This is a genomic window from Ruegeria sp. C12 (assembly GCF_056537745.1).
In genome coordinates, this window is the sequence record NZ_JBQFSA010000004.1 from 31,574 (window position 1) to 51,786 (window position 20,213).

Annotated in this window: 16 protein-coding genes; 7 read left to right on the top strand and 9 right to left on the bottom strand. The window is 55.3% G+C overall.

Annotation, left to right across the window (positions count from 1 at the left end):
* Nucleotides 1–300: 300 nt before the first annotated feature.
* Nucleotides 301–2,280: a bifunctional 2',3'-cyclic-nucleotide 2'-phosphodiesterase/3'-nucleotidase gene (locus ACR0C9_RS09385; protein WP_170456002.1), complete on the bottom strand. Its 1,980-nt coding sequence runs from the start codon at nucleotides 2,278–2,280 to the stop codon at nucleotides 301–303.
* A 583-nt stretch (nucleotides 2,281–2,863) separates the two neighbouring features.
* Here ACR0C9_RS09385 and ACR0C9_RS09390 point away from each other — a divergent pair.
* From ACR0C9_RS09390 to ACR0C9_RS09420, 7 genes are all read left to right on the top strand, one after another.
* Nucleotides 2,864–6,184: an ATP-binding protein gene (locus ACR0C9_RS09390; RefSeq protein WP_480780873.1), complete on the top strand. Its 3,321-nt coding sequence runs from the start codon at nucleotides 2,864–2,866 to the stop codon at nucleotides 6,182–6,184.
* 336 nt (nucleotides 6,185–6,520) lie between these two features.
* Nucleotides 6,521–6,706 carry a RidA family protein gene (locus ACR0C9_RS09395; protein WP_170456006.1) on the top strand — a complete coding sequence of 62 codons (186 nt, stop codon included), beginning with the start codon at nucleotides 6,521–6,523 and terminating at the stop codon, nucleotides 6,704–6,706.
* 98 nt (nucleotides 6,707–6,804) lie between these two features.
* Nucleotides 6,805–8,085, top strand: a complete 1,281-nt coding sequence (locus ACR0C9_RS09400) for an ABC transporter substrate-binding protein (RefSeq protein ID WP_170623048.1) — start codon at nucleotides 6,805–6,807, stop codon at nucleotides 8,083–8,085.
* Between the two features lie 71 nt (nucleotides 8,086–8,156).
* Nucleotides 8,157–9,008, top strand: a complete 852-nt coding sequence (locus ACR0C9_RS09405; RefSeq protein WP_170523080.1) for a branched-chain amino acid ABC transporter permease — start codon at nucleotides 8,157–8,159, stop codon at nucleotides 9,006–9,008.
* A 2-nt stretch (nucleotides 9,009–9,010) separates the two neighbouring features.
* The gene (locus ACR0C9_RS09410) at nucleotides 9,011–9,958 is read left to right on the top strand and encodes a branched-chain amino acid ABC transporter permease (RefSeq protein WP_170456012.1); all 948 of its coding nucleotides are present in this window, start codon (nucleotides 9,011–9,013) and stop codon (nucleotides 9,956–9,958) included.
* The gene (locus ACR0C9_RS09415) at nucleotides 9,955–10,686 is read left to right on the top strand and encodes an ATP-binding cassette domain-containing protein (RefSeq protein WP_170456157.1); all 732 of its coding nucleotides are present in this window, start codon (nucleotides 9,955–9,957) and stop codon (nucleotides 10,684–10,686) included. Before ACR0C9_RS09410 ends, ACR0C9_RS09415 begins: the two co-directional genes overlap by 4 nt.
* Nucleotides 10,686–11,393 carry an ABC transporter ATP-binding protein gene (locus tag ACR0C9_RS09420; protein WP_480780874.1) on the top strand — a complete coding sequence of 236 codons (708 nt, stop codon included), beginning with the start codon at nucleotides 10,686–10,688 and terminating at the stop codon, nucleotides 11,391–11,393. Before ACR0C9_RS09415 ends, ACR0C9_RS09420 begins: the two co-directional genes overlap by 1 nt.
* Nucleotides 11,394–11,646: 253 nt before the next feature.
* Here the strand turns inward: ACR0C9_RS09420 and ACR0C9_RS09425 are convergent, their stop codons facing one another.
* The 8 genes from ACR0C9_RS09425 to aptA all read right to left on the bottom strand — a co-directional run bounded on the left by ACR0C9_RS09425 (nucleotide 11,647) and on the right by aptA (nucleotide 20,111).
* The gene (locus ACR0C9_RS09425) at nucleotides 11,647–12,279 is read right to left on the bottom strand and encodes a tyrosine-type recombinase/integrase (protein WP_480780875.1); all 633 of its coding nucleotides are present in this window, start codon (nucleotides 12,277–12,279) and stop codon (nucleotides 11,647–11,649) included.
* Between the two features lie 231 nt (nucleotides 12,280–12,510).
* The gene (locus ACR0C9_RS09430) at nucleotides 12,511–12,921 is read right to left on the bottom strand and encodes a universal stress protein (protein WP_480780876.1); all 411 of its coding nucleotides are present in this window, start codon (nucleotides 12,919–12,921) and stop codon (nucleotides 12,511–12,513) included.
* 143 nt (nucleotides 12,922–13,064) lie between these two features.
* On the bottom strand, nucleotides 13,065–14,357 hold the full coding sequence (locus ACR0C9_RS09435) for a TRAP transporter large permease (RefSeq protein WP_170456020.1): 1,293 nt from the start codon (nucleotides 14,355–14,357) through the stop codon (nucleotides 13,065–13,067).
* On the bottom strand, nucleotides 14,354–14,968 hold the full coding sequence (locus tag ACR0C9_RS09440) for a TRAP transporter small permease (RefSeq protein WP_480627364.1): 615 nt from the start codon (nucleotides 14,966–14,968) through the stop codon (nucleotides 14,354–14,356). Before ACR0C9_RS09440 ends, ACR0C9_RS09435 begins: the two co-directional genes overlap by 4 nt.
* 72 nt (nucleotides 14,969–15,040) lie before the next feature.
* Nucleotides 15,041–16,030 (bottom strand): TRAP transporter substrate-binding protein DctP, encoded by a 990-nt coding sequence (dctP, locus tag ACR0C9_RS09445; protein WP_170456159.1) that lies wholly within the window; start codon nucleotides 16,028–16,030, stop codon nucleotides 15,041–15,043.
* Between the two features lie 104 nt (nucleotides 16,031–16,134).
* Complete coding sequence (gene ald / locus ACR0C9_RS09450; protein WP_170733111.1) at nucleotides 16,135–17,244, bottom strand: alanine dehydrogenase; 1,110 nt, start codon at nucleotides 17,242–17,244, stop codon at nucleotides 16,135–16,137.
* 25 nt (nucleotides 17,245–17,269) lie between these two features.
* A complete protein-coding gene (locus ACR0C9_RS09455) occupies nucleotides 17,270–18,781 on the bottom strand; it encodes a CoA-acylating methylmalonate-semialdehyde dehydrogenase (protein ID WP_480780877.1) in 1,512 nt (503 codons plus the stop codon).
* 34 nt (nucleotides 18,782–18,815) lie between these two features.
* Nucleotides 18,816–20,111 carry an omega-aminotransferase AptA gene (gene aptA, locus ACR0C9_RS09460; RefSeq protein ID WP_480780878.1) on the bottom strand — a complete coding sequence of 432 codons (1,296 nt, stop codon included), beginning with the start codon at nucleotides 20,109–20,111 and terminating at the stop codon, nucleotides 18,816–18,818.
* Nucleotides 20,112–20,213: the final 102 nt, after the last annotated feature.

Here is a 20,213-nt window from a genome sequence, read left to right on the forward strand (position 1 = left end):
GTAGACACGGGGTTTTCGACCAAGACTGCGGTTTGCTTTTATCGGCATTCAAATAAAGCATGGGTTCTGTTCATACTGTTCAACATATCCAATTTAGCCTTACTGGGGTCAGAAGATGTCTTTGCCTATTGTTTCCGACCTCCACCCATGCCCGAGTTTCGCGTTTGTAGTAAGTGTCTCGTCTGACGAGCCGCACTTAGCAAAAGCGATGAAATTCGCGTCGCTACAGAGGGCCGCGAGGCAACTGAAACAACCCCGCCACCTTTTTTGATGGCGGGTTATTTTTGAGCCCAAATTGAGTCAGAGCTTGATCCGGAAGGCTGCGAAGCCGTCGGCACCTTCTCCGGCGTCCTCAATTGTGACACCCTTGACGTCGCCTATGTAATCCCGTGCTTTCGGGCCTGTCTCGAACAAAACAGTCGTGTCCGCAAGCGGAGCAAAAGACCAGTTGGCATCTGCCTTTGGATCAATCGTACCCTGTTCGACAATGTAGCGAACGATGACGTCGCGGTTGGTATCCGGGGCCTCAAATACGATTGTGTCACCTAAAGCTCCGGGGAATGAACCACCCCCTGATGCGCGATAGTTGTTGGTGGCGATAATGAACTCCATATCATCGGTAACTGGTTCGCCGTCGTAAGAAAGGTTCACAATGCGCGCTGCATCGGGGTTAATCTCTTCTCCCTTGGGTCCGAAGCGCGATGGCTGGGACAGGTCAATTTCATAGGTCACGCCATCTATGACGTCGAAATTGTAGGACGGGAATTCCGGGTTCAGCAGGATCGCATCCTTTGAACCCGTCTCAACCTGATTGAACATTCCGGCCGACCGTTCCAACCAACCCCTAACTTGCGCTCCATTCACGCGGACTGCGCGCACCGTGTTCGGATAGAGATAGAGATCCGCGACGTTTTTGATGGCAACATCACCAACGGGTACATCGGTGTAGTATTCCGGACCACCGCGGCCACCAGCCTTGAAAGGCGCTGCCGCAGACAGGATCGGCAGGCCTTCATGTTCGGTGCCTTTCAGCATCTCTTCGACATACCACTTCTGCGCAATCGAGACGATCTGGACTGAGGGATCATCTGCGACCAGCGCGAAATAACTGTGCAGCGGTGCCGAGGTCTTGCCAACTGCGCGACGAACATAGGCCAGCGTTTCGTCGTGATCCGTCGCAACCGAGTCCAGGACGCGCTCATCATCTTCGACCAAGGCGGTGATTGACCGGTCTTCGTTCCGCCGCGAGATAGGCCGCGCCTCGGATGTGGTTGTCACCACCCGCCATTCATTTCCATCCCGTTGCAGCAGCAGATCAAGCAGACCAAGATGCGACCCCCAGAACCCGCCCATGACGGCGGGCTTGCCCATCAGAGTACCTTTATCGACGTCAATTCCGGGGCGGTCTGCAAAGGTAGGCGACGGAAAAACTAAATGGTTGTGACCTGTGACCAGCGCGTCGATCCCTTCGACGCCAGCCAGCACGACCGACGCGTTTTCCATACCATCTTCATGGTTGGCGTCCCCAATCCCGGAATGCGACAAGGCGATGATCAGGTCGCAGCCCCGCTCCTGCATCTCAGGGACAAAAGCCTTTGCCGTCTCAACGATATCCCGCGCTTGGACATTGCCTTCGAGATGCTTGCGATCCCAGTTCATGATCTGCGGAGGCGTAAAGCCTATCACACCGATCTTGATCGGATGTTTTGTGCCGTCACCCATTTCGATCTCGCGGTCGAGAATGGCGTATGGTTGGATAAGCGTCTTGTCCTCGCGCGGGCTTGCGCCTTTCTCCTTTGCTACATTAGCCAGAACCGCTGGGAAATCCGCACCTGCCAATGAGGTCTCAAGAAAGTTTAATCCGTAGTTAAACTCGTGGTTGCCCAGTGTGGCCGCATCATAGCCAATCGTATTGAATGCGGTGATGATTGGATGGCTGCCCCCTTCTTTCATACCGCGTTCATAGGCGATGTAATCGCCCATTGGGTTTCCTTGCAGAAAGTCTCCGTTGTCCACCAGAAGCGAGTTCGTCGCCTCAGAGCGGATTTCATTTATGATCGAAGCCGTACGGGACAGGCCCACCGTGTCACGGGGCTTGTCGGCATAATAATCATAGGGGAATACATGAACATGGATGTCGGTTGTTTCCATGATCCGCAAATGTGCCTGGTTGTTCGCCGCAGCAGCCGAGAAGGGGTGAAGCGTAACGGCTGCGGCACTTGCAGCAGTTGTGTACAGAAACTGACGACGCGAAATTGGTGGGCGGTTAGAGAACGACATTGGGCACCTCTCAAGTGGGTTGGTCAACGCGACTTTCGCGGACTATCCGCGGCATTCGTATGAAATCGGTTACGAGAGCATGTGTCGCGTTATTCACAGGCGGCTGTACTTAACACCATACGTTAACTTTGGGGGTTTGCTAAGGGATCGCAGATGGTGAACCTAAGCCAATAGTTGCTTATCAATCAAACGCGGCGAGTTTTTGAACCTTCGAACCTGAAGGAAGCAAGCAAAATGCTGAAAAAGATATACTTTGACATATATTTTCTCGTTCATGCACCCTTGTTTCGCAGAGCTGCAACAGATGGTTGCTCCTGTCCGCAGTCCGCTAGTTCTCCAGGCAACACAGTTTGCAGCCTCGGCGAAACCGCTTGCTTGGATCCGACATGGCTTCCAGTAAAACGTCAATAGAGCTAATGAAGTCCTTGACTTGGTATTAAACGGACGTCTTCATTGAATAAGTACTTGTTCTTATTGTTTAACAAATAAGCCATCGGTTAATTGGCGGTTTAAGTTAACAAGGAGATGCTTGCTGGCAGAGTACATGTAGAGATCCTGTTACTAACGTAAGCAAAACTTATTGATGTCCGATATAGCGTCTTGGCTAAAGAAACATGGTTTGTCCAAGTATGCTGTCGCTTTTACTGAACATGAAATCGAACTTGGCGACCTGTCCGAATTAACTGACGAAGACCTAGTAACAATCGGACTTCCCCTCGGGCCGAGGAGGCGGTTTCTGAAAGCCATTCGCGCCAGCATAGAAGAGGAGCGGCGACCGCCCAGCAAAACCAACAGCCCCGAGATCGTGGCAGAGCGGCGACAGCTTACGGTAATGTTTATCGATCTTGTCGGATCAACGGAAATAGCACAAAGCGTCGATCCGGAGGATCTGGCCGATGTACTTCGACTTTTTAAGGAAACCTGTGCGGCGGCTGTTGCAGCGTTTGATGGCCATATTGCCAGCTACTATGGCGACGGAATCATGGTTTTTTTTGGATTTCCCCACGCCCATGAAGATGATCCCGAACGCGCCATTCGTGCGGGTCTGCGTATCATTGATGAGATGCCGGATGTTCGCACCCACGCGAAACTCAACGTCCGGATTGGGGTCGCAACCGGATTGGTCGTGGTCGGCGATCTGCGAGGCGAAAAGATGTTTGAGGACGGAACGGCGATGGGTGAGACGCCCAACTTGGCCGCGCGTCTTCAAGCGATGGCAGATCCGGGGACGATGATTATCGCCCCAACCACTCATCAGTTGGCTGGTGATGCTTTTGAATACGTTTTGCGTGGCGCGTTCAAGCTCAAGGGTTTTGCTAAGGAAGTCGAAGCCTGGCAAGTAACCAGAGAGCGAGAAACAGTCAGCCGGTTTATGGCGATCGACAGTGTTTTGCTCAAGCCTTTGGTCGGTCGCGCCGCAGAATTGAAGGCGTTGAACGATAATTGGGCCTTGGCCAGTAATCGAAATGGGCAGGTTGTGTTGGTGTCAGGCGAGCCGGGAATTGGCAAGTCGCGTCTGGTGGAGGAATTTCGGCAGAACATCTCCGATTTGCCCCACACGCAAATGCGATATCAATGTTCTCCATATCACTTTGCGACTGCACTGTACCCTGTCATTCGCCAACTTGAGAGTGCCACTGATCTTCGCGCTGACGAGTCAAATCACGTCAAGCTTGAAAAAATCCGCGGCGTGTTGAGCGATCAAACCGACCAAGCTTTGAAGTTGGCAGCATCCCTTTTGTCCATACCGTTCGAAGATCATTTGGGGCCGTTGGATCTGACACCGCGGCAGATCATGGATCGGTCTCTGGAATTGTTGCTGAACAATCTTTCGTCAAAGGCTGAAGATCATCCGGTTCTCTTCCTGTTTGAAGATGCTCACTGGATTGATCCAACAACCAAATTGTTGCTGGATCGTTTGGTGGAGCGAATTCGCGACCTTCCAGTTCTGGTGGTTATGACGTTCCGGCCTGAGTTCGATCCAGGTTGGACACTGCAATCGAACCTTACGAAAGTTAATTTGAAGCAATTAAGCTTTCGACAGGTCAAGAGCATTGTTGACGAAGTCGCCAAAGACGAGTTGGTCGCTGACGGGATGTATGATGTGGTCGCGGCAAGATCCGACGGTGTGCCGCTATACGTCGAGGAGGTGACAAAAGATCTCCTTGAATCGGGCGTCCTGACCAGGGGAAGGGACACTTACACGATGGGTGGGGCATCGCCTGCGAACTCGGTGCCAAGTACGTTACATGATGCACTGATGGCACGCCTTGACCGCCTGAGCTCTGCCAAAGAGGTTGCCCAGATTGGAGCTGTAATTGGCCCTCAGTTTACTTACCAGTTGATTTCAAAAGTGGCCAGAATCAGCGATAAAGCGTTACGCGCAGGATTGGAGCTTCTGGTCGAAGCTGGCATAGTTTCAGTTTTTCGCGCAGAGGATTTTGAAACCTTCAGCTACCGTCACGCCCTTATTCGTGACACCGCATACAACAGCCTTCTAAAGCGAGAACGCCGGGTTCTGCACTCTCGCGTCGCGCAATATTTGGATGACACGTTGGCTCACACTGGTGACGCAAGCCCGGAAATTCTGGCTCATCACTATACCATGGCAGGAATGTGTAAGGAGGCCGTAGACTATCGTTACCTTGCAGGCCAACGAGCAGTCCAGCGATCCGCTAACATTGAGGCAAGCACGCAACTGTCGTTGGCGATTGAGCAGCTTGGCGAAATGGATCAAAGTTTTGAACGGGACCGCAAGGAAATTGAGATTCAGGTACTCAAGGCTGGTGTCTTACGATCAACCGCAGGAATAGCTGCCGACGAAACCGGTTCTGTTTATGCAAGAATACGCGAATTGTGTGAACGCATCGACGAAACCGAGCATCTGTTCCCAGTTCTGAATGGTTTGTATTCCTTCCATTTGGTGCGTGCCGAGTATGATTTGGCTAGGGACGTCGCAGCGCAATTGCTGGACCTAGCGGTGTCGACTCGTGAGACGCAGCATCAGATGGTGGCGCATCGCGCAATGGGTGCTGTACTGTTCCACATTGGTGACCTGGTGTCGGCGTATGAGCATTTAAGCAAAGCACTGGACCTCTACAGCAGGAAACGTGATGCGCATCTGGCGTACATCTATGGGTCCGACCATGCGGCGATTACTTCGTGCTTTTTAAGCTTGGCCATTTGGATGCGTGGGGACCCGGACAAAGCCCTTGAGGTTCAACAGCTCGCGGTGGCGGGTGCAAAAGAGCTGGAGCATGCTCATAGCATCGCGCAGTCAATGACCTATCTGTGTATGCTTCACCTTCTGCGCCGTGAACCCGCAAAAGTGCTGGAGATCGCGGAACAGCTTGAGGAACTTTCAGCCAAGCACTCGTTTACATTCATGTCTTTGACCGCGACCTTGTGGCGAAGCTGGGTGAATGCCTATGTTTCGCCGAAACAAGAAACGATCGATGCGTTACACGCAGCGTCTATAACTTGGTGGGAGAGTGGTGCGGGAAACTATAAACCGTTCTTTCTGACCCTAGTGGCGGAACTCACCTTGAACATAGGTAATCGGGACGGTGCCCTGAAATTGTTGGCTCAGGCCCGTGATCAACAGCACCACACAAATGAAGGCTGGGCCCGATCCGAGACCGATCGAGTCTACGCGCTCGCACGTTGCGAGAATGAGCTCGCAGAAAAAGCATTTCTTGAGGCTTTGGCCACTGCAAGAGAACAGAAAGCTAAGATGTTTGAACTCCGAACGTCGGTAGATTACGCAGAACAATGCAGACTATTTGGACATACGCACAAGGCGATATCTGATCTTCGTACTGCTCTGGATGGTATTGCAGGAGGTGAGTCTACGATCGATGTGATTGATGCAATTAAGCTCCTTAATCAAAGACCCGTAAGCTAAATTTCATGCTTTTCAAGGCATCACGCGGTTCTACTGATTGCGAAACTCTTTTTACGGAATGCGGAAATTTTTCACTTCATTGCGCCAACTGTGAGGCAATACGCTTGGAGATTTCGCTGACGCAGCGAATGACAGCATTGCGGGGTGCAACTGTAGCAATAATAGTCGCGCTCAAAGTCGTATCGCGCCGTTTGTCTGGGTCGTGGGTACGACGGCAATCGAACTCACGGGACGCATTCATGCGCCCGGCGATGTAGGCGCGCAAACGAGCTAATTCCTTTCCCGCACCGAAAAAGCGCCAAAGGAGATGGGGGCCGATCTGCGCAATGTGGCAGGTTGCAGTTATATCTGACTGACCTGTTACAGGCAGGCGAATTCGCCCGTGTGCATGGTGAGGTGTTCAAAGATATCGACCGGGTACTGACCGCTGTTCAGGTCGACCTGACGCAACCCGGTCTGTTGGTGAAGATCGACGTTGACGCAGTGATTCGCAACAAAAACGGAGAAATCAGCGGATTCTGAACATGAGTCCCCAAGAAAGGATTTGATCGCACCTTCGGCTTGTGTACTGTATACAGAATACAAGAATGGTAAAATAACAGACACAGGGAGCTAATGTGATGATCAAAACAGCACTACTAAGCGGAACATGCATCGCGCTAATGGCCTCGACGGCCGCTGCAGAGATCAAAGTTGGATTTATCGGGTCACTGTCTTCGGACACCGGTTTGTCCACGCTGCGCGGTGCCGAAGTTGCCATTGAGGAACTGAACGCCAATGGCGGTGTTCTGGGCCAGCAGATCACGCTTGTTTCAGCTGATACCGGGCAGGACCCTACCGAAGGCGTGCGCGCTTACGAGTATCTGGCGGAAACCGAAGAGGTTGATTTTATCATCTCGGGCTCGATCGACGATGTGTCGCTGGGCTGGCTGCCACGGATGCAGGAATACCGCATCCCGACGCTGGACACCTGGACATCTTATATCGGCATCATCGACATGGTGGCCGAAGACCCCGAGGGTATGGCTCCCTATTTCATGAACATCGCCTCGGACGAGGCGCTGGCAACGCTGTACATTAACTTTGGCGCGGATGTGTTGAAGGGCCAAATGGGCTGGGACACCGTGGTCATTTTAGCCGAGGACACAGCCTTTGGCGAGGCCATCACCGGTCTTGTGACCGAGGCGCTGGCCCCCGTGGCCGGGATCGAAGTCAAGGACATCATCACCTATGACGTCGCCACCGTCGATTTCGCGCCGATCTTCAGCCGGGCGCAGGATACGGGCGCAGATTTCATCTATCAGGTCTCGTCGGTAAACTCGCAGGTGGTATCCTCGCAATATGTAAAGCTTCAGGTGCCGATGGCGATGACGGGCGTAAACGTCTCTGCCCTGGGGATGGAGTATTGGGAGGATACAGGAGGGGCTGGCGGTGGCATCTCAACCCTGTCGCCGGTGCCTTCGGTGGGTTTCAAGCTGGACCCGGCCAGCCAGGAATTTGTCGACACCTATCAGGCCAAGTATGACAGCCGCCCGCTGCTGCCCCATTTTAATGGGTTCAACGCTTATCACGGGTTGAAACAGGCGATGGCGGCAGCCGAAGAGGCCGGTGGGTTTGACAAGGTCGAGGCCTGGGCCGAGGCGATGAAGAAGCAGGATCTGGTGCTGGATCTGGATGGTCAGTTGTGGCTGCGTTACGCCTTCTGGGGCGATGACGAGGTTGAGCCCGTCACCAACCGGACCTATCCGCACAACGCGCGTTTTGACTTGTCTGAACCTTTCGACGATGCCCAGCCTTCGATGGTTGTGGTCCAATGGTACGAAGACGGCACGGCGGCTGTGGTCTACCCCGAGAAATACGCGACGGGCGAGTTCACTCTGCCCAGCTGGGTCGAGAAGTAATCCCACCGCGTAGAATAGCATAAAGCGGGCGCGCGCCTTGATGCGCGCCCGAAGCTAAGGATCCAAACTAAATGTTGCAGATACTGATACAGGGGCTTTTGCTCAGCGGTCTCTATGCGCTTATCGCCATGGGTTTCACGCTGATCTTCAGCATCGGCCGCGTCCTGAACCTTGCCTATGGCGCATATCTGATGGTCGGTGGGTATATCTATTTCTGGGTGTCGCAGACCCTGGGAATGCCCAAACTGATGGGTGTTGTCGTTGCCGCCGCGCTGGGTGTGGTGATGGGGGTGCTGAAATACCGCCTGATCGTCAAGACACTGAAAGGCGATCATGTCGCCGTTGAGATTTCAACGCTGATACTGGCCGTCGTCATTCAGGCGGGCGTGGTGCTGGCCTTTGGCGACAGCAGCAAGATCCTGCTGCCGATCGTACCCGGCGTGATTAATGTGGCTGGGGCCTCGGTGACGTATAACATTCTGATCGCTACGCTGATCAGCTGGGCCATTTTGCTGGGCCTCTATGCCTTTGTGCGGCTGACCCATACCGGGCGGGCGATGCAGGCGGTGTCGATGGACGCCAAGGGCGCGGCAATCTCGGGCATCGACCCGGACCGGATCAACCTGATCACCTGGGGCATTTCCGGCGCGCTGGGTGCGCTTGGCGGGGTGTTCTTCGCCAGCTACACGCAGCTGTCGCCCTCGATGTGGGTGGCCCCGCTGATCATCTCGGTCGCGGTTGTCATCGTCGGCGGGATCGGATCGATCATCGGCACGCTGGTGGTGGCCCATATCGTCGGCTTTCTCGAGGTTATCGTGGTGGCGACACTCGCCCCGGAACTGCGCGGCGTGTTCACCATGCTGCTGATCATTGGCGTGCTGGTGACGCGTCCACAGGGCCTCTTTGGCCGCGAGGAACTTTGACGATGGAGCTGCGCTGGTTTCACTTTGCCCTCTGGGGCGGTCTGATCGCTGGAATGCTGTTGCTGCCGCAGGTCGTCTCGAACGGCACACTGCGGACGATGATCTTTGCCAACTACTTGGCGATCTTCGCCATCAGCTGGGACGTATTGTCCGGTCGTACCGGGTATATCAGCTTTGGCCACCCGTTCCTGATCGGGATCGGGGCCTATACCACGGCGATCCTGACCAAGCGGTTTGACGTGCCGGTCGAAATCTCCATCCCGGCTGCAGTTCTGGTCACCATGGCTGCGGGTCTGCTGGTGCTGCTGCCTGCGCTGCGCATCCGTGGCAGTTACTTTGCGCTGGTCACGCTGGCCTTCATGGAGCTGCTGTACCAACTGGTGCAGGTGATCCGTCCGGATCTGACCGGCGGCACCCGCGGCATGTCGGGCATCCAGACCCTGACCCGTGGTGCGGCAAACGGCTATTACCTGTCGACCGCGCTGATGCTGAGCGTTGCGATCAGCATGTGGCTGCTGATGAAAACCCGTCTGGGCACCGCACTGGCCGCCATCGGCATGAACGAGGAAAGCGTGCGGGGCTCGGGCCTCAACACCACGCGGCTCAAGGCGTTTGCCTTTCTGACCAGCGCGATGGTCGCAGGGCTGGGCGGGGCGTTCTATGTCCACTATCTGGGCTCGCTGGCACCACGTGCTCTGTTCGATATCAGCTTTTTGTTCACCATCATCGTGGCGGCGCTGCTGGGCGGAACCTCGACCATCATCGGTCCGATGATCGGAGCGTTCTTCATGACCTTCCTGCTGGAATACCTGCGTCCGGTGTTGCCGGGGGCGGAACGGTACTTCGTCTACGGGGCGATCGCGCTGGTCCTTTACATGTATCAGCCCAAAGGCCTGATCGAACTGATACAGCGCGGCTTTGCCCGGCTGCGGAAAGGAGGTGTGGCATGACCGCAGCGCTGGAAGTCACAAACCTGTTCAAACGCTTCGGCGGGCTGGTCGCCACCAATGGTCTGTCCTTCTCCCTCAAAGAGGGTGAATCCCTGGGCCTGATCGGTCCGAACGGGGCGGGCAAGACCACCGTGTTCAGCCAGATCATGGGCGAGCATCGCCAGAACAGCGGCACGATCGAGCTGTTCGGGAATGAGATCTCGTCCCTGCCGACATCACAGCGGATTCAGGCCGGGGTCAGCCGGACCTATCAGATCCCGCGCCCTTTCGGCGACATGAACGTGGCCGAAAACATCCGCGTAGGCCTGATGCCCGACAATATCTGGCAGATGATCACCAGATCTCCCGATCCCGACCGGGAACGCGAACTTGCCCTAAGCGTCGGATTTACCGAGGCCGATCTGGAACGGACCCCGTCCGAGCTGGCCATGGGTGATCTGCGCAAGCTGGAAATGGCCCGCACCATGGCCACCGCACCCAAGGTGATGCTGCTGGACGAGGTGTTCGCCGGTCTGACCGTGGGGGAGATCGCGCAGATCTCGGAACTGATCCAGCAGATGCGCAAGGATGGCATGACCTTCCTGATCGTCAGCCATGATCTGCCCGCGCTGGAGCCACTGATCGACCGCGCCGTCGCCATCGAGCGGGGCACGATGATCGCCGAGGGCACCTTTACCGAGGTGATGAATGACAAGGCCGTGCAGGCCTCGTATCTGGGGAGCGCCTGATGTCTTATCTGGAAATCGAAAACCTGTCGGCGTTCTACGACAAGGCGCAGGCGCTGACCGACATCTCGATCACCGTCGAACCGGGCGAGATCGTCGCCGTGGTCGGCCCCAACGGGGCAGGCAAGTCCACCCTTTTGGACAGCATCATGGGTTTGGTGGAAACCGAAGGTGACATCCGGCTGCATGGCCACAGCCTGACGGGCCGGACCCCCGCCGAGATCGTGCGCCACGGCGTCGGTTATGCGCCGGAACGGTTCAACCTGTTCCCCTACATGTCGGTGCGCGACAACCTCATGGTCGGTGCCTATACCGCCCGCGAGGATATCGAGGACAACATGGACATGGTCCACAAGCTGTTCCCGCGCCTGAAAGAGCGGGAAGTGCAGGAAACCTCGACCCAATCGGGGGGTGAACGGCAGATGGTGTCCTTTGGGCGTGCGCTGATGACCAGCCCCGAACTGCTGCTGATCGACGAACCGACGATCGGCCTGGCCCCCAAGATCTGCAACGAGATCGCCGAAGTTGTTCGACAGTTGAACAAGGAATTCGGCCTGACCGTTGTGATCACCGAGCAAAACGCCAACTTCGCGTTGTCTCTGGCCAGCCGGATCTACGTGCTGGAATCGGGCCGGATGCAAACCTCGGGAACCGCCGAAGAACTGCGCAACGATGAACGGCTGCTGGAGGCCTATTTCGGCAGCCACTGAGGCATGCGCGGCTTTGTGCTGGCCATTTCTCTTCTTTGCGTCGGCGCTTGTTTGACGAACTGAAAGACTGCAGTCCAACAAAAAATTGTTGGCGAAAGCGTAGCGAATTTTCCTTATGTCCAAGAAGATTAAATTTGTTTACGATCTAACTTAGCGGCTGCATCGAGCGTCCAGAATGCGGGCTGCGATCACAGTATCTTTCCTAGTCGATGAATGACTGGCTGGGGCCGCCAACGAAAGCGGCCCGCAGTATTCAGATTTCAATTGCCTCTGCTATAGCAAGTACATCCTCGAGCTCAACTCCGAGATACCGAACGGTACTGTCCATCTTTGTATGCCCAAGTAAGAGTTGTACCGCGCGCAGATTGCCCGTCTTTTTGTAAATCTGAGTAACCTTTGTGCGCCGCATCGAATGTGTGCCATATGCGCTGGCTTCCAAACCTATAGACATGACCCAATCACGCACGATCCGGGCATACTGGCGCGTTGAAATGTGCAAACGCTCATGGAAACGCCCTGGCCAAAGGTATTCAGACCCAACCATAAGTTCATCTTCCATCCACTTCTCGACGGAGGTTCGAGTACCTTCAGAAATTTCGAAGCGGACCGGTTTCTGAGTTTTACTTTGCAGCACCGAAGCCCGCTCCTTGATCTGACCAGAGGCCATGATGTCAACGACTTTCATCTTCACCAAGTCACAACCGCGCAACTTGCTGTCGATGGCCATATTGAAGAGAGCGAGGTCGCGATGGTTCTCTGCGAGCTCCAATCTTACTCGAATTGCCCAGACGTGTTTGGGTTTTAACGGGCGTTTTTGACCGACGATGCGTCCCTTGTTCCAAGCTGGGCGAAGCGCGCGAATGGCAGGTAAGTTTGGTGTATCCATAACTGATCCTCCTTTCCGCCATTCCCGCCCACAACGACAACCCGACGTTGACAAAAGAGGATATCACAGGATGCCGCGTTGCCGCCGAGATTGGCTGCGAATCATACCTCCCAAAGGCCGCAAAGCGAAACTCTTTTAGGTGCACCAAAATTAGACCTTGGTCACCGTGAGACGTGCTTATCACCGCAGATTTCACTGGGCGAAGTTACGAGCATGTTGCGGGTGCCAGCGTCACAGTCGGAGTACATGCACCGAACACTGAGCATGGCGAACAACGAGAGCAGCCGTGGAACCCAAAAAGAACTCTTTCATCCCAGGTTTGTGTGAAGCGAGGACGATACAGTCGATGCCGTGTTTGTTGGCGTATTCGGTGATTGCGCGACCCGCCGATTGGCTCTCGATCAGGATAGACGACACTTCTGTCTCACTTGTTAGGCGCTCGGCCAAGCGCGCCTTTGCTTTTTGGAGAGACTTTTCTGCGATTCCTTCATCCATATAGTACATTATCTGTCTGTTTGGGGGCTCATGGACATGCGCGGCAGTGATTTTTCCACCTTCGGATACAAGGGCATGTGCCGCCGCAAGTGCGTGTTCACTGATGCCATGCTCCAGAGACAGAGCGACTAGAATATTTTTGTACATTTCAAACCTCCGTATTCAGGTCTTCAGTTTTCTGCTGCTAACTCGCCGCTCCTATTTCACGTTCGGGAGGGCGCACAGGCACCCCAGCCGTAAGAATGGGGTGCGTGCAGTTTCGTCTTGGGCTTATTTGTGCTTTCCCGTCGCTACCTGCTGAGCAGGAGGTCCGGCAGGAACAGGGCCAACTCTGGTACAAAAGTTGTCAACATCAGCGTTGGGAGCCAGGCAAAGACTATGAAGATCAAAGTCGGCCATAACATGCGCGAAACCGGTTCATCACAGACCTGCGCACCAAGATAGAGCAGAGGTGCAGTCGGAGGGGTGATGTTCGCCATACCTAAGTTCACGCCAATCACGGCCGCGAAATGGATGGGATCCATGCCGGTGCTCTGCGCGATGGGCAGTAGGATTGGTGTTGCCAAAAGCAGACCGGAGATATCGTCCATCAGCATCCCGATCAGGATCATCACGACGTTGATCATCAGAAGGATGACGACCGGATTGTCCGAAACGGAATAGACCAGATCTTTGGCCAACTGAGGTGCACCCTGCGAGATCAGGTTGTCCGACACGATCAGAACCATGAAGATCATGACCATGACCACACCAATCGTAACTCCGGAATTCTGGATCGTCTGGGCCAGAGTTTTCCAGGTCAGGCCACGATAGAAGTAGAGCGCGATTGGGATCGAGTAGACCACTGCGATACCGGCGGCTTCGGTCGGTGTCATGATACCGCCATAGATACCGCCAAGGATGATCAACGGCATCATAAGCGCAGGTCCGGCCAGGCGCGCCTGAACTCCGAATGTCGGCAGGAACGGTTTAGGACGCTCCGTCAGGTTGATGTCGTCATACTTCCGCAGCATGAACTGATTAACGATTATCAATAGCGTGATCAGGATGATCGCCGGAATGACCGTGGACAAGAAGCACTTTAGTACATGCTGCTGTGCGACCCAGCCATAAAGGATGTGCGACGAACTCGGCGGGATCAACAGACCTAAAGGGCTGGCCGCTACGATCAAAGCCGCCGATTGCCCACCCGGATAGTTGGCCTTTTTCAGGTGGGGCATCATGATGCCGCCGATACAGGTCAGCGTTGCGTTTGCACTGCCGGAAATGGAGCCAAACACACCGCAGGCCAGCACCCCCGCTGCGCTCAAACCTCCTTTGATGTGACCAATGAACATTTCAGCCAGTGCAACAAGAGGGGCGGCGATCTTACCTTTTTCCATGATGCCACCGGCAATCATGAAGAGGGGGATCGCCAGAAGCACCAGTGAGCGGATACCTGTAGAGCCGGTGGGCAAGTAGCCAGTGATGGATTGATCTCCAATAAGGGCGATGAAAATCAAAACCGATCCGAATGCCACATAAACGCTGACGCCTAACAGCAGCATAAAGCAGACGATAAGGAGACTTCCTCCGATGATCATTGGGTTTCTCCTTTTTGCATTTCGGATCTCAGGGGTAGACCGAGCCCTTTGCGGATGTGCACGTACAAATATGCCGCCGTGAACGTCGCCATGAGGCCAAAGGCAATCATGATTGCAATCCGCCAGGTCACAAACGGAATGCGCAGCACCGGGGTTGCGCGCAGCCGGGGGAATGAGAAGTCATCAAGCAGCGAGACATAACAGGCGTACATGAGGAATAGGATCACCAGCACCTCGACTGTCAGGACGACAAAGCCGCGCCACCAAATCAACCGAGGATTTTGGATCACAATGCCAAGAATGTCCGCGTTGATGTGCAGGTTGCGGGCAGAGGCCAGAACAGCACCTGCAAAAAAGCCGATGATGCTAATGCCCAAAAGCCATTCTTCGTAGGCAAACAGATCACCGCCAAATCCATACCGGATGACAACAACTGCCCCAAATGTGAAAGCCATCAGGAAACCGGCAAACATAACGATCTGCCTCATGACAAAAGCCACTGCTTTCAGCGGATACCCAATAATGACTGGCAACTCGTCAGTGATTTTTTGCGAACTCTTCTTTTCTGCGCTTTCGACGACCAATGGACGTTCAGCTTCAGAACTAGACATCTTTCTCCCTCCCTTTGTTGAGCCAAAGACCAAAAAAGGGCCAGATGATCTGCTGGCCCTTCTTCTCAGTGATTATTGCTGTTCTTTTGCTGCCAGCAGGCGGTCGATGATGTCCTGACCGACGTTTTGTGCCATTGCGGGCCAGACCGTTTCCTGGACATGAGCGGCCATCGCAGCTTGTTCTTCGTCGCTCAGGCGCAAGATGGTGTAGCCTTTGTCGATCAGTTTCTGGCCGAACACTTCGTCGTTCTCACGGTTGTAGGCAAAGAAGTCTTCGGACGCCTTGGTCATAGCGGCTTGCAGAGCGGTGCGCTGTTCATCGTTCAGCTTGTCGAGTGTCCGCTGCGACGCATAGAAAGTTGTCAGTTCCGAAATCGAGTTGTACTCGACAAAATGGGTGCCAACATCTGACTGAGCGAAGATCGAGTAGGTGGCTGTCTTGGTGCAGCAGATCGCCCCATCAACAATACCGGCCTGAAGTGCGGGGAAGATGTCGCCCCATGCCATGGTGGTCGCCTGGTAACCCAGTTCTTCGACCATCGACTTCACAACGCTGGACGACCAGACGCGAATGTTCATGCCCTTGTCGTCAAAAGTATTCCAGTTCTGGGGCTCTTGCGACGAAACGATGCCGATGAACCCTTCCGGATTCTGCGCCATGACGCGCACGCCATATTCGTCGGTGATCTCTTGCAGGATGGTGTTGAACTCGGAGTCCATGTTCAGAAGCGTGCTCTCCATGTCATCCCAGCCGCCCAGCAGGAACGGCATTGACAGGAATTCGAGGCGTGGATCTGTATCGGCATAGATGAACGCCGATGCCAGATCGATGTTGCCGCGTGCAACATCTTCGAACAGCGCCTCACCAGAACCCAGCTGGTTTGCAGGGAAGACCTCGACCTTCAAGCCGACATCCGCTGCTGCCACATCCGCTGCGACCTGTTCCATCATCTTCGTGCCCTGATGATCGATCGGGAACACGCCAGCGAAGCGCAGTGTCATGTCTTCCGCTGCAGCGGTCGTTGAGATTGTGGTTGCAGCGAGCAAAGCTGCGCCACCCATCGCGCCGAGGGCGCGGCGGTTAATCTTCGTAATCATTAAGGTTTCCTCCTCAGTGGTGTGTGTCCCGCCGCATTACGCGCGGTGGGACATTTCTTTGCTTCAGTTCAGCAAAGTTCCGGGGCGATGAACTCGTATCCAAGGTCATCGGCCACAGCCTTGTAAGTCACCTTTCCGTGGGCCACGTTCAGGCCATTCATCAGGTGACGATTGTCTGCAAGCGCCTGCTTCCAGCCATTGTTGGCAATAGCCAGAGCGTGCGGCAGCGTGACGTTGTTCAGTGCATAGGTCGAGGTTCGGGCGACTGCGCCCGGCATGTTGGCGACGCAGTAATGAACAACATCGTCGACAACATATGTGGGCTCGGCGTGAGTGGTGGCTTTGGACGTTTCAAAGCAGCCGCCCTGATCGATCGCCACGTCCACGACGACCGCACCGGGTTTCATTTTCGAGATCAGCTCGCGCGAGACCAGCTTGGGCGCAGCAGCGCCCGGGATCAGAACCGCGCCAACAACCAGATCGGCATTGGTGACTTCTTCCTCCAGTGCAGCTTTGGTTGAATAGACAACCTTGGCCGAGGCCTCGAAGTGGTTTTCCAGCTTCTCCAGAACTGCAGGGTTACGGTCCAGAATGGTCACGTCCGCGTGCAGGCCGACGGCCATCTGGGCCGCGTTGAAGCCAACGACACCACCGCCGATGACCACAACTTTGCCCGGCTTCACACCAGGCACGCCGCCCAGCAATACACCCAGACCGCCCTTGGCCTTTTCCAACGCGCTGGCCCCGGCTTGGATCGACATGCGACCGGCAACCTGGCTCATCGGTTTCAGCAGGGGCAGACCGCCATTGTCGTCGGTGACGGTCTCATAAGCGATGCAGACAGCGCCCGAGTCGACCAGATCTTTGGTTTGTTCCGGGTCGGGGGCCAGATGCAAATAGGTATAAAGGATCTGACCTTCACGCAGCATGGTGCGCTCAACGGCCTGAGGTTCCTTCACCTTCACAATCATCTCTGCATTGGCAAAGATATCGGCTGCAGTTGCAGCAATTTCGGCTCCGGCAGCGCGATAGGCGTCGTCATCAGCCCCAATGCCAGTCCCGGCATTGGTCTCTACGATGACGTTGTGACCATGCGAGACCAGTTCCGCGACGCTTTCGGGGGTCAGGCCAACCCGATATTCATGGTTCTTGATTTCCTTGGGAACACCAATGAACATGTTCTTCACTCCTTGGATCGAATGATCATTTCGCCGTAGGCATCACAAACTCAGCACCTTCCGAGATGCTCTCGGGCCAGCGCTGCATGATGGATTTCTGCTTGGTGTAGAAACGCACACCCTCTTCGCCATAGGCGTGCATGTCTCCGAACAGGCTCTTCTTCCAGCCGCCAAAACCGTGCCAGGCCATCGGAACCGGGATCGGAACGTTGACGCCGACCATGCCGACCTGAACCTGCTTGCCAAACTCACGTGCAGCATTGCCGTCGCGGGTGAACAGCGACACGCCGTTGCCAAACTCGTGGTCGTTGATCAGTTGCAGGCCTTCGGCAAAGTTCGAGACGCGAACACAGGACAGAACCGGGCCAAAGATCTCTTCCTTGTAGATCTTCATGTCTGTCGTGACATTGTCGAACAGAGTGCCGCCCAGGAAGAAGCCTTCCTCATGCCCTTCGACGCTGTAGTCGCGGCCATCGACCAGCAGGTCAGCACCTTCTGCAACGCCAGAGTCGATGTAACCCTTGATCCGGTCACGCGCAGCAGCCGTAACGATCGGGCCCATCTCGGCATCCAGCTCAAGGCCATTCTTGACCTTCAGGGTTTCGGCGCGCTCTTTCAGAACCGGGATAAGCTTGTCGGCAGCATCGCCAACCAGCAGAGCAACCGAGATCGCCATGCAGCGTTCGCCCGCCGACCCAAAGGCCGCGCCAATCAGGGCGTCGGCAGCCTTGTTCATGTCCGCATCGGGCATCACCAGCATGTGGTTCTTTGCGCCACCCAGGGCCTGAACCCGTTTGCCGTGCCGCGCACCAACCTCGTAGATGTAGTTCGCAATCGGGGTCGAACCGACAAAGGACACAGCCTTGACGTCGTCATTCTCCAACAGCGCGTCCACGGCGACCTTGTCACCTTGCACGACGTTGAACACGCCATCGGGGAAACCGGCTTTCTGCATCAGATCCGCGTACAACAGCGCTGCGGACGGATCGGTCGGCGACGGCTTCAGGATAAAGGTATTGCCTGCGGCGATGGCGATCGGGAACATCCACATCGGAACCATGACCGGGAAGTTAAACGGCGTGATCCCGGCCACAACGCCCAATGCCTGACGCGTGGTCCAGTTGTCCATTCCAGTAGACACCTGCTCCGTGTAATCGCCTTTGAGGAGTTGAGGGATGCCGCAGGCAAACTCGATGATGTCGATGCCGCGCTCAACTTCACCCTGCGCGTCCGTAAACACCTTGCCGTGTTCGACGGTGATGGCGCGGGCCAGATCGTCCTTATGCTCGCGCACCAGGGCCAGGAAGTTGTTCATCAGGCGGGCGCGGCGGATCGGCGGGGTATTCGACCACTTGGGAAACGCTGCTTTGGCAGCTGCAACCGCATCGTCAACCGTCTGTACCGTCGCCAGCGACACCGCGCCGGTTTGCGCCCCGGTTGCAGGGTTGAATACCGGCTGGGTCTTCTCACCAGAAGGAGCAGTGATTTGGCCATTAATGTAGTGGCCGATCAAAGCGATCGGGGATGCATCTTTCATGATGTCAGTCCTTTTTGGGGTTAGAAGTCAGTGGTCATGGCAAGTCAGCCAATACCTCTCCAAGTGTTTGACAGAGTGTCGTTATTTCAGGTTCCGAAATGATAAGCGGCGGCGACAAGGCGATAATGTCACCGGTGACACGGATCATTATTCCGGCGTCCCAGCCCCGTTTCATTGCATCATAACCCCGTGCCCCAGGCGCGCCCTCTCGTGGTGCAAGCTCGACCGCGCCCACCAATCCCAGATTGCGGATATCGATGACGTTGGGCAGACCCTTGAGGCTGTGAAGCTGATCCTCCCAGTGCTGCGACAGCAATGCAGCGCGCCGGAATAGATCATTCTGCTTGTAACTCTCCAGCGTTGCCAGCGCCGCGGCGCAGGACACAGGGTTGGCGGAATAGGTATAACCGTGGAACAGCTCAATCGGCGCATCGGCGTTTTCCATAGCCGAGTCATATATCTTGTCGGATACGATGACCGCTCCCATCGGAATGACACCATTGGTGAGGCCTTTGGCGGTCGTGATGATGTCCGGCTTTACATCATAATACTCTGATGCTGTCGCTGCCCCCAAGCGGCCAAAAGCGGTGATGACCTCGTCGAAAATCAGCAGAATGCCATGGCGGTCGCAGATCTCACGCAGCCGCTTTAGGTATCCTTTCGGCGGCAGGAGAACACCGGTCGAACCGGCCATTGGTTCGACGATCACAGCCGCAATGGTCGAGGCGTCATGCAAAGCAACCAAACGCTCCAGATCGTCTGCCAGCTCTGCCCCGTGTTGTGGGCAACCGCGGGAGAAAGCGTTTTTGTCCAGATCATGCGTGTGACGCAGGTGATCAACGCCGGTCAGAAGCGTGCCGAAATGCATGCGGTTCTTGACGATACCGCCAACCGAGATGCCACCAAACCCTGTGCCGTGGTAGCCACGCTCGCGCCCGATCAAACGCGTACGCGCCCCATCGCCGCGCATTCGATGGTAGTGCAGCGCAATCTTTAGCGCCGTATCAACAGACTCGGAGCCAGAGTTGGTGAAGAAAGCATGGTTCATCCCCTCAGGCATCATCGCGGTCAGCTTTGCCGACAACTCAAATGCCTGCGGGTGTGAGAACTGGAAGTTTGGTGCGTAATCCAGCTCGTGCACCTGTTTCTGTACCGCTTCAACGATAAGCGGATCACGGTGACCGGCATTGACGCACCACAGTCCGGCGGTGCCGTCCATGACCCTGCGACCATCGGAGGTAGTGTAGTACATCCCATCAGCCGCTTGGATCATTCGGGGCTCGCGAAGGAAATCACGATTGGCCGAAAACGGCATCCAAAACGATGACATTGAGTTGGGTTGATCGAGCACGTTCTTTCCTCGTGAAACAGATTTTCATTTGATGACAAATCTTTGCAGAGTTCAGACCTTCCGCACACCCGGCTTTATGCG

What these genes read in the sequence shown, in the direction of transcription:
- ACR0C9_RS09385 (WP_170456002.1), bottom strand. Translation starts at nt 2,280, where the DNA reads ATGTCGTTCTCTAACCGCCCACCAATTTCGCGTCGTCAGTTTCTGTAC.
- ACR0C9_RS09390 (WP_480780873.1), top strand. Translation starts at nt 2,864, where the DNA reads ATGTCCGATATAGCGTCTTGGCTAAAGAAACATGGTTTGTCCAAGTAT.
- ACR0C9_RS09400 (WP_170623048.1), top strand. Translation starts at nt 6,805, where the DNA reads ATGATCAAAACAGCACTACTAAGCGGAACATGCATCGCGCTAATGGCC.
- ACR0C9_RS09405 (WP_170523080.1), top strand. Translation starts at nt 8,157, where the DNA reads ATGTTGCAGATACTGATACAGGGGCTTTTGCTCAGCGGTCTCTATGCG.
- ACR0C9_RS09410 (WP_170456012.1), top strand. Translation starts at nt 9,011, where the DNA reads ATGGAGCTGCGCTGGTTTCACTTTGCCCTCTGGGGCGGTCTGATCGCT.
- ACR0C9_RS09415 (WP_170456157.1), top strand. Translation starts at nt 9,955, where the DNA reads ATGACCGCAGCGCTGGAAGTCACAAACCTGTTCAAACGCTTCGGCGGG.
- ACR0C9_RS09420 (WP_480780874.1), top strand. Translation starts at nt 10,686, where the DNA reads ATGTCTTATCTGGAAATCGAAAACCTGTCGGCGTTCTACGACAAGGCG.
- ACR0C9_RS09425 (WP_480780875.1), bottom strand. Translation starts at nt 12,279, where the DNA reads ATGGATACACCAAACTTACCTGCCATTCGCGCGCTTCGCCCAGCTTGG.
- ACR0C9_RS09430 (WP_480780876.1), bottom strand. Translation starts at nt 12,921, where the DNA reads ATGTACAAAAATATTCTAGTCGCTCTGTCTCTGGAGCATGGCATCAGT.
- ACR0C9_RS09435 (WP_170456020.1), bottom strand. Translation starts at nt 14,357, where the DNA reads ATGATCATCGGAGGAAGTCTCCTTATCGTCTGCTTTATGCTGCTGTTA.
- ACR0C9_RS09440 (WP_480627364.1), bottom strand. Translation starts at nt 14,968, where the DNA reads ATGTCTAGTTCTGAAGCTGAACGTCCATTGGTCGTCGAAAGCGCAGAA.
- dctP (WP_170456159.1), bottom strand. Translation starts at nt 16,030, where the DNA reads ATGGGTGGCGCAGCTTTGCTCGCTGCAACCACAATCTCAACGACCGCT.
- ald (WP_170733111.1), bottom strand. Translation starts at nt 17,244, where the DNA reads ATGTTCATTGGTGTTCCCAAGGAAATCAAGAACCATGAATATCGGGTT.
- ACR0C9_RS09455 (WP_480780877.1), bottom strand. Translation starts at nt 18,781, where the DNA reads ATGAAAGATGCATCCCCGATCGCTTTGATCGGCCACTACATTAATGGC.
- aptA (WP_480780878.1), bottom strand. Translation starts at nt 20,111, where the DNA reads ATGTCATCGTTTTGGATGCCGTTTTCGGCCAATCGTGATTTCCTTCGC.